Here is an 8,656-nt window from a genome sequence, read left to right on the forward strand (position 1 = left end):
GCGGTATTCTAACCGCCTAGAAGGCGGCGTTACGTATAGATAACTAAATCTCTCTTCCTTCTATTAAAATTGATTTGCCCAATTCTTGGCCCAGTTTAAAGTTTCATGCACTTGCTCTAAGGTAGCTGCTTCGCAATAAAGCCGCAAAACGGGCTCAGTACCGCTAAAACGAATTAACAACCATCTACCATCAGCTAAGCGAAATTTATAACCATCAACCGTATTGCAATCTACCACAGCCTGTCCAGCAATTTCTGTTAAAGGATGACTTTGCAATTGTTCTAAAAGGCGCGATCGCACTTCCATACTCGCCAGCGGTAAATCTATGCGATCGTAAACTGAATGAAAGCCAGTTTCTTGTTGCAAACGGCGGTAAATATCGCTCAAATCTTCTCCAGATTGCACCACAGCTTCTAGCAAATATAACGCAGAAAGTAAGGCATCGCGCTCTGGAATGTGAGTTCCATAACCAATTCCCCCCGACTCTTCGCCACCAACTAAAACCTGAGTTGTTAACATCCGATCGGCAATATATTTATAACCTATGGGTGTCTCAAATAGAGGCAAATTGTACAAATTAGCAATTTTCGGAAATAAGTCGGAACCGCTGACAGTTTTAACGACTTCGCCAGTAAATCCTCGCCGCTTAGCAAGATGTTCTACTAATATTGGAATCAAGATTTGAGAGCTCAAAAAGTTGCCATTGCCATCAACAGCAGCGATGCGATCGCTATCTCCATCAAATACAAAACCAATCGCCAAACCACCCTCAGCGCGTTGGTGAGTGCGGATGACGCGGAACAATTCGGAAAGGTAACGGGGTAAAGGTTCCGGTGCGCCGCCACCGAATAAAGGATCGCGATCGCTATTTATTTCCCTAACTGGTACTTCCAAGATTTGAGCCAATCCGCCAGCCGCCGCACCGTGCATGACATCGACAAATACTGTTAGTTTACCAGAAGAAACCGCTTCCCGAATCCCATTAATATCTACCATCCCCCGCAAAGTTTCGCAGTAACTCGGCCAAGGATTGAACCTTTCTAATTTTCCTAAAGTTGGTGATGCGATCGCCGGATCTGCTAACCTAGCTTCAATCTGCTCAGTCACTTCCGGGGAAACCGAACCGCCAAATCCCCCCTTGACTTTTAACCCTAAATACTTACCGGGATTATGGCTAGCCGTCATCACAATTGCGCCCAAAGCTTTCTGCTGATAAGCAGCTAAACTGAAAGCAGGAGTAGGAGCATAAGTATCCGTCAGCAGCACATCAAACCCTGCGGATTGGATGCTTTCAGCAGCTTTAAGGGCAAATTCTTCAGCTAAAAAACGGCGATCGTGACCAACGATCGCCATCCTGTTATTGGTGGTAGTATCGCCATAAACCTGTGCTAAGATTTGCACTGCGATCGGAGCCACTATTGCTACTCGCTCAAAGGTGAAATCGTCAGCAATTACTCCACGCCACCCATCAGTACCAAATTTTATCGGTTGAGCCATATTAATTTTGTTAATTGTTAGTGGTTAGTTGGTAATTAGTAATAGGTTAACGGTTAACAGTTAACAGTTAACAGTTAACCGTTAACAATTAAAAGAATGCTGGTTGATGGCGAATCAAGTTAAGGAATTCTTCGCGAGTTTTTTGTTCCTCTTGGAATTCACCCAGCATAGCACTCGTAACAGTCCAAGAACCAGGTTTTTGCACGCCGCGCATCACCATACACATATGACTGGCTTCTAAGACTACAGCTACTCCCTTCGGTTCCAAAATTGTCTGAACTGCTTCGGCAATTTGGCGCGTCAGCCTTTCCTGTACCTGCAAGCGGCGGGCATACATCTCCACAATCCGGGCTAATTTGCTAAGTCCTACTACTTTCTGATTAGGAATATAGGCGACGTGAGCTTTGCCCATAAAGGGTAGCATATGGTGTTCGCAAAGGCTAAATACACTAATGTCGCGAACCAATACCATCTCGTTATGACCTTCATCAAAAATAGCACCGTTGAGAAGTTCTTCTAGGGATTGGCTATAGCCGCTAGTGAGAAACTGCATTGATTCTGCTACTCGCTTAGGAGTTTTCAGTAAGCCTTCGCGTTCGGGATCTTCTCCAACTCCCAGCAGCATTGTCCGCACGGCGGCCATCATTTCTTCGCTACTTACTTCTGATTGTACGGGTAAATGGGGTTGACCGTTTAAGGAATTGCGGTCTGGTCGGGTAGAGATTCCGGGTGCGTCCCCTGTTGTTTCGGATAGCTTCACGCTGTTAGGTGACAGGGAATTCGAGCGATTAGAACCGTTAGGAGATGCGATAGTCATGGGTAATTTGTGTGAGGGTAAAGGATAAAACAATTAAAAATTGAAGATTAAAAATTTTACCAATTTATTAATTTTTAATTTTTAACTCTTAATTGTTTAGAAGACTCCAGCGTTGGATATTAAGGTTAATTCTTCAATGACTGCGCCAGCAGGTAACTGGACTGTATAGAGAATTGACTCGGCGACAACTTCTGGGGTTAACATTGCAGTGCGATCGAAGTCGGCTTGAACTGTTTCTGTATCCCAGATGGCAGTATTGACGGAACCCGGACAAATTGCTGTTACGCGAATTCCGTGTCGGCGTTCTTCCATTGCTAGGGTTTTAGAAAGGGCCAATAGAGCGAATTTACTGGCACAGTAAGCTCCCCAGTTAGGAAATACTTGGCTGCCAGCGATGGATACGACGTTGACTATGGTGCCGCCGCGATCGCGCATTCCTGGTAATATTCCTTGAATGCACTGCAATACGCTGGTAACATTAAGGTCTTGGACTCGCTGCCAGTCGGCTAGGGGGATTTCAGCCAGGGAGCCGGTGTAGCCCATGCCAGCGTTGTTAACGAGAATATCTATGGGCCCGAATTCCCCTGCGATCGCACTTATGCCCGATTTCACATCTGCCAATGCGGCTAAGTCCAAGGGATAGGCTTCTGCTTTTACCCCCGTAAGCCGAGCAGCTAAAGCTACGGCCTCTAATTTTTCTGGGCTTCGGCTCACCAAAGCCACATTTATACCTGCTTTTGCAAAGGCTAGAGCTGTCGCCTTGCCAATACCACTGCTGGCTCCGGTAATTAGAGCCTGCTTTGTTGTCGGATGATTCATCAAATTTGCCGATATTTTTGTGGGGCAAGTCTTTTGAGCCTTACAGCTTTCTTAGGCAGAACAGAAAGCTCTCGGCAATGCACGTTGGAAAACCCGTAATTCTGAGATTTACATGAAGAATTGTTAAATCTGTGTCTCCTGAAAAATTATAACACTGCTGGCAGAGTATTCTGGTTCCCAAGGAAATTTAAACTGCAATTTCAGTGAATACACCGATTTTGCGGAATTTTTGATATCGCAGTTCCCGCCGCTGCTGGCTAGTAAGCTGGGTCAGTTCAGTTAAGTTCTGTAACAAAGATTGTTTCAAAATTTCAGCAGCCTTAAGGGGATGAGCGTGAGCGCCGCCGTTAGGCTCAGGTACGATCTCATCAAGGATACCCAGATTTTTTAAGTCTGCGGCAGTGATTTTTAAGGCTTCTGCTGCCAAGTTAGCTTTGCCTGCGTCTTTCCAGAGAATGGCGGCGCAAGCTTCGGGGGTAGCAACGGTGTAAACAGAATGTTCTAACATCAATAGCTTATCGCCGACACCAATACCTAAAGCGCCGCCAGAGCCACCTTCGCCGATGACAGTGCAGATAATGGGGACATCAAGGCTAAACATTTCTCGGAGGTTGTAGGCGATCGCTTCTCCAGGGCCGAGTTTTTCTGCCTCAACGCTGGGTAAAGCACCAGGAGTATCGATAAAGGTCAAAATCGGCATTCCAAAGCGATTGCCGTGTTCCATCAGGCGCATAGCTTTGCGGTAGCCACCAGGGGAAGCCATACCAAAGTTACGAGCGACATTATCTTTAGTATCGCGACCTTTTTGATGACCAATAATCACCACAGGGCGGCCGTCAAGGCGGGCAACACCACCAAGGAGGGCGGGGTCATCAGAACCACCGCGATCGCCGTGTAGCTCCAGCCAGTCGTCGCTAATTGCCTGAATATAATCGAGGGTACTAGGGCGACGGGGATGACGAGCGAGTTGCAGCCGTTGCATGGGCGACAGGCCAGTAAAGATTTCTTGACGAAGTTGGGCCGATCGCGCTTCCAACTGGCGAATGTCCTCGGAGACATCTACACCATTTTCGTCAGCTAGTTGGCGAATCTGGTTAATCCGGGTTTCCAGTTCCGCCAGCGGCTTTTCAAATTCTAATAGGAGGGGTTTACGGTCAGCGTTGGGCACACTAGGAATTTCGATAAAATTTGGATTTAGTCTTGATCGATCCTACCCTGTCAGGTGTGAACAGCGATCGCCAAGCCTCTGTTCTATATAATCTACCGATTTGTATCGGTCGGGGCATTGCTCTGTGGGTACAATCCTGTAAACTCAACACTAAACAAACTTTTACTATTAATTATGTCCTACCAAAGTCAAGGAAATGCAAAATCTTCTGACTTTTTCAGAACTGCCAACAGTAAAGCAAGAACCATCGAACTAACTGCACCCGAAGCACTAATGGCTATTTCTATATTAGCTGTCAGCGCCGATGGCAAAATGGCCCAAGAAGAAAAACAGACACTTGCTGCAAATCACGTCCGGCTTTTTAGTGCTTATTCCCGCGAAGAATTCCAAGAACTTTTTAAGAAAGTTTTAGAATTGGTAAATAAGTACAGACCCTCGGATGTATTCGTGGCCGCCAAAAACGGACTGACACCTAAGTTACGACAAACAGCTTTTGCACTAGCCGCCGATCTAGTTTTAGCCGATGGAGTTTTCACCCAAGAGGAACAAGAGTTGCTAGTTGAACTTTGGGAAGCCTTAGAACTTAAAGACGAAATTGGTCAAAAAATTATGGAGGTAATGATCATCAAGAACTGCACGGATAATAGTTAACAGTTAACTGTTATCTGTTAACTGTTATCTGTTAACTGTTATCTGTTAACTGTTATCTGTTAACTGTTATCTGTTAACTGTTAACTGTTAAAACAATAACAGGGGTCTAAATCCGTGTTTCAGAGAAATTTTCCCAATCATCTCCATCTTTTCAAGAGTAATCTGATTTCGCCCCCAAGAAAAGTTCGTGTACCACTTTTCAAACTCCAGCAACATTGATTCAGCAAAACAAGCAAACAACTGACGAGCTGGCACATCCATACTGACTATTTTCATAATTTTCCAGTCAATATCTAAGGAATGTTCAACTATGCCGCCCTGAAGTACATAAACTCCGGGATGTTGAACTTTACTTGCTAAGTTTTTCGGATAGCCGCCATCAATCATCAAACAAGGTTGCTTTAATTCTTTGGGATTAATTTCAACTCCCTTGGGCATACTTGCTACCCAAACTACAATATCAGCTAGAGGCAGAGCTTCCTCTAGATCCATAATTTTGCCACGCCCTAATTCCGATTCTAAGGCTTGCAAGCGTTCGCGATCGCGAGCAACTAGCAACAATTCTTTAACATTTGTCCGGTGATTCAGCCAGCGACAAACTGCACTGCCAATATCACCAGTAGCCCCGCAAACTGCAACAGTAGCCTGAGACAAATCTATTCCCAATTTAGGCGCGGCTTCTTCTACTTGGCGACAGATAATATAAGCAGTATGGGTATTACCAGTAGTGAAGCGTTCAAACTCCAACTTAATATTCCTAATTTGCTGAATCTGCTGCAAGTTAAAATTTTCAAAGATAATTGAAGAAAATCCGCCTAAAGCTGTGATATTTATACCGTGCTTTTGAGCATGGGCCATCGCGTTTACTATTTTGCGCGTAGCTGCTTTAATACGCCGATTTGCCAGCATTTCTGGCAGAAAGCAAGATTCTACATATCGACCCTCTATTTTTTGACCTGTGATGCTAGTTACAGTGATATTATCAACAATTTGAGGCGGAGCGCTGCACCAAAAGTCAAGCCCCTGATCTGCATATTCTGGATAGCCCAACTCTTTTGCGACTGATTGGGCGTGCTCTAAACTACTTAAGTGACCAATTAAACCAAACATTAAATAAAAGTCAGTTTTCTGTTGTTAGGTGGAATTGCTAATTGCTAATTGCTAATTGCTAATTGCTAATTTGGTACTTATGAGTTATGGAATTAAATTGTTAACTCAAAACTCTTTCTTCCCTATTAGCCTTTAGCCTTTAGCTATTAGCTATTAGCTATCAGCCATTAGCAATTAGCCATTGTTATGCAGCAGTGAGGCCGTAGGCGGACATCCGCATAATGTCGCGAGTGGTAAAGCCAATATTGCTCAGGGCTTCGCCGTAGGCTATCATAAAATCCTCAACGAGGGCATCTTTTTCCATGCCTAAAACGTGGGCATCGTCCTCGACTTGGTTTAGCATTCGCCAAACTAGAGGTAAGTTTTGACGGTTTGCGGCTTCGACTTCAGCTTTGGACTCCTCAAAGTGAGCTTTCAGCCATTCTTCGCCAAAGTTGAGGTGGCTGTACTCATCTTTAACTACGCCTTCGGTGATTTTTCGAGCGAAGTCATCGGCGACGGGGATGTAAATATTGTAAGCTGCGATCGCGAAGCACTCGATAATCAGCGATTGAATCACCAAACAAGTCACCACCTTACCTACGGCGGCGGCTTCTTGGAAATTGCCGTGCAGTGGCGCGAAGAAATCCTTAGCAAATTCCATGTCCGGCGTTACCTTAAGATTGCGACCGCAAGCTTGGAACCCCTTCATGTGGCGGTTCTCCATCTTGGACAAACCAATCAACACATCGTTTTGGTCAGGCAGCATTTCGCCCAGTCTGATGTAGTTGTCGTAAGCCTCCTGTTCGCCTTCGATCACAATGGCGTTAATCCGGCTGTAGGCATCTTTGTAGGTTGCCGTTTCAAAGTCGATTGCTGGGCTGGCCTCAAGCTGCTGCATAGGTCTGTCGTCTCCTCATCACAAAAGAGTAAATACTTAAATAGAGCTTTGGATCTGGGGGCAAAGGTAAAGTTATTTTACTTAACTTAGCTTATAGTTTACTTTACCTATTTAAACGAACAATTTACCAGTTTTGTTGGACTCCGCGAAGCTACAGAGGCCCAAAGCGTGAAAAACTCGGCATCCTACCTCACTCAGAGCGTTTATGGCTAAAAAAATTAAGACATTCAGGGCAGGAGAAATGCTCAGTTGGGTTTTGTTGTTATTTGGGGCCGCTGTGGTGCTGATCCCCCTCGCTGTTGTAATTGTTACATCATTATCCCCAGCTTCTATTAAAGCAACTGGTTTAACTCTAGCTAATTATCTCGAAGCTTGGCGCAGGGGGAACTTTCTGCTAGCTTTTGCTAATTCTACTTTGGTGGCGCTGGCGGTGACGGGGTTTCAGGTGGTTACGTCAGCTTTGGCTGGTTACGCTTTAGCCCGGTTGCAGTTCCGGGGGCGACAAGCTTTGCTTTTGGTGGTTTTGGCAACGCTGGTAATTCCGTTTCAGCTATTAGTTATTCCTATCTTCTTGGTTTTGAAGTGCGGACATTTGCTTAATACTTACGGGGCGCTGATTTTGCCGACGGCGGCGAGTGGGTTTGGGATTTTTTTGATGCGCCAGTTTTTTTGCTCAATTCCGGTGGAGTTGGAGGAGGCGGCGGCTTTGGATGGGGCGAATCGATGGCAGGTTTTGTGGTTGGTGATGTTACCTTTGGCGCGTCCGGCTATGGTGACATTATGTTTGTTTGCTTTTATTGGGGAGTGGAATGATTTGTTTAAGCCGCTGGTGTTTACTACGCGACCAGAGTTACGGACTGTGCAGTTAGTTTTAGCTGAGTTTCAAGAGCAATTTACGAGTAGTTGGCAGTTGTTAATGGCGGCGGTTGTAATTGCAACTTTGCCTGTGGTGGTGTTGTTTTTGGCGGGTCAGAAGCAATTTATTCGAGGAATTGCGGCGACGGGAATTAAGAATTGAATACAATCAATTCTAGTCGAAGCACAGATTTTCTGACAGAAGATTCTAGATTTTGGATACTTTAAACCCAAAATCTAAAATCGAATACCGCTGGAAATTCCTAGCGAGAAAATGTGCGGTTGCGCCACTTGTTTAACTTGGTTTCGCCAATTCTAGCTACAGTTTGCAATTGAGCTAGTTGTTCTTGCAAGGTCTTAATAGTATTGACTTGTTCTTGAGACTGTCGCTGCAAAGCTTGATAAGTTGTCAGCGATATGCTATTACTTGTCTGACTTTTCAGAACCCACAACTCTGCAATTTGAGCTTGCAAAGATGCGATCGTGGCTTTCTGTTCTTGAGATTGCTGTTCTAAAGTTTGATGACTTTCTAACGGTACGCTATCTCTAGTTTGAGTTTCCAGATGATTTTGCAACTCTGCAATTTGAGCTTGCAAAGATGCGATCGCGGCTTTCTGTTCTTGAGATTGCTGTTCTAAAGTTTGATGACTTTCTAACGGTACGCTATCTCTAGTTTGAGTTTCTAGATGATTTTGCAACTCTGCAATTTGAGCTTGCAAAGATGCGATCGTTGCTTTCTGTTCTTGAGATTGCTGTTCTAAAGTTTGATGACTTTCTAACGGTACGCTATCTCTAGTTTGAGTTTCCAGATGATTTTGCAACTCTGCAATTTGAGCTTGCAAAGATGCGATCGCGGCTT

8 protein-coding genes and 1 pseudogene are annotated in these 8,656 nt (G+C 44.8%); 2 read left to right on the top strand and 7 right to left on the bottom strand.

All coding sequences use genetic code 11. From position 1 onward, the window contains the following. Positions 1-63 precede the first annotated feature (63 nt). The 4 genes from PY364_RS05940 to accA form a co-directional block, all read right to left on the bottom strand. Positions 64-1,497, bottom strand: coding sequence for a phosphoglucomutase/phosphomannomutase family protein (locus PY364_RS05940; protein WP_275521319.1), 1,434 nt, complete (start codon positions 1,495-1,497; stop codon positions 64-66). An 88-nt stretch (positions 1,498-1,585) separates the two neighbouring features. After that, positions 1,586-2,314, bottom strand: coding sequence for a GTP cyclohydrolase I FolE (folE, locus tag PY364_RS05945; protein ID WP_275521321.1), 729 nt, complete (start codon positions 2,312-2,314; stop codon positions 1,586-1,588). A gap of 96 nt (positions 2,315-2,410) precedes the next feature. Next, the gene (locus PY364_RS05950; protein ID WP_275521323.1) at positions 2,411-3,133 is read right to left on the bottom strand and encodes an SDR family oxidoreductase; all 723 of its coding nucleotides are present in this window, start codon (positions 3,131-3,133) and stop codon (positions 2,411-2,413) included. A 187-nt stretch (positions 3,134-3,320) separates the two neighbouring features. Next, positions 3,321-4,301 (bottom strand): acetyl-CoA carboxylase carboxyl transferase subunit alpha, encoded by a 981-nt coding sequence (gene accA, locus PY364_RS05955; RefSeq protein WP_275521324.1) that lies wholly within the window; start codon positions 4,299-4,301, stop codon positions 3,321-3,323. 174 nt (positions 4,302-4,475) lie between these two features. On the opposite strand from accA, the gene PY364_RS05960 reads away from it, so the two are divergent. Then, a complete protein-coding gene (locus PY364_RS05960) occupies positions 4,476-4,952 on the top strand; it encodes a tellurite resistance TerB family protein (protein ID WP_275521326.1) in 477 nt (158 codons plus the stop codon). Between the two features lie 87 nt (positions 4,953-5,039). On the opposite strand, the gene PY364_RS05965 is transcribed toward PY364_RS05960, so the two are convergent. Together PY364_RS05965 and PY364_RS05970 are read right to left on the bottom strand one after the other, a co-directional pair. Next, on the bottom strand, positions 5,040-6,062 hold the full coding sequence (locus PY364_RS05965) for a long-chain acyl-[acyl-carrier-protein] reductase (protein ID WP_275521327.1): 1,023 nt from the start codon (positions 6,060-6,062) through the stop codon (positions 5,040-5,042). 184 nt (positions 6,063-6,246) lie between these two features. Beyond that, positions 6,247-6,942, bottom strand: a complete 696-nt coding sequence (locus PY364_RS05970; RefSeq protein ID WP_275521328.1) for an aldehyde oxygenase (deformylating) — start codon at positions 6,940-6,942, stop codon at positions 6,247-6,249. A gap of 205 nt (positions 6,943-7,147) precedes the next feature. Between PY364_RS05970 and PY364_RS05975 the strand changes: the two genes are divergently transcribed. Beyond that, positions 7,148-7,960 (top strand): carbohydrate ABC transporter permease, encoded by an 813-nt coding sequence (locus tag PY364_RS05975; RefSeq protein WP_275521329.1) that lies wholly within the window; start codon positions 7,148-7,150, stop codon positions 7,958-7,960. 100 nt (positions 7,961-8,060) lie between these two features. Here the strand turns inward: PY364_RS05975 and PY364_RS05980 are convergent. Continuing rightward, a pseudogene (locus PY364_RS05980) lies at positions 8,061-8,656 on the bottom strand (hypothetical protein); the annotation flags it as partial.

Source organism: Kamptonema sp. UHCC 0994, from assembly GCF_029167235.1.
Lineage (GTDB): Bacteria > Cyanobacteriota > Cyanobacteriia > Cyanobacteriales > Microcoleaceae > Kamptonema.

Bases quoted from the DNA above. Each gene is read 5' to 3' on its own strand.
- PY364_RS05940 (WP_275521319.1), bottom strand. From the start codon at position 1,497: ATGGCTCAACCGATAAAATTTGGTACTGATGGGTGGCGTGGAGTAATT.
- folE (WP_275521321.1), bottom strand. From the start codon at position 2,314: ATGACTATCGCATCTCCTAACGGTTCTAATCGCTCGAATTCCCTGTCA.
- PY364_RS05950 (WP_275521323.1), bottom strand. From the start codon at position 3,133: ATGAATCATCCGACAACAAAGCAGGCTCTAATTACCGGAGCCAGCAGT.
- PY364_RS05960 (WP_275521326.1), top strand. From the start codon at position 4,476: ATGTCCTACCAAAGTCAAGGAAATGCAAAATCTTCTGACTTTTTCAGA.
- PY364_RS05965 (WP_275521327.1), bottom strand. From the start codon at position 6,062: ATGTTTGGTTTAATTGGTCACTTAAGTAGTTTAGAGCACGCCCAATCA.
- PY364_RS05970 (WP_275521328.1), bottom strand. From the start codon at position 6,942: ATGCAGCAGCTTGAGGCCAGCCCAGCAATCGACTTTGAAACGGCAACC.
- PY364_RS05975 (WP_275521329.1), top strand. From the start codon at position 7,148: ATGGCTAAAAAAATTAAGACATTCAGGGCAGGAGAAATGCTCAGTTGG.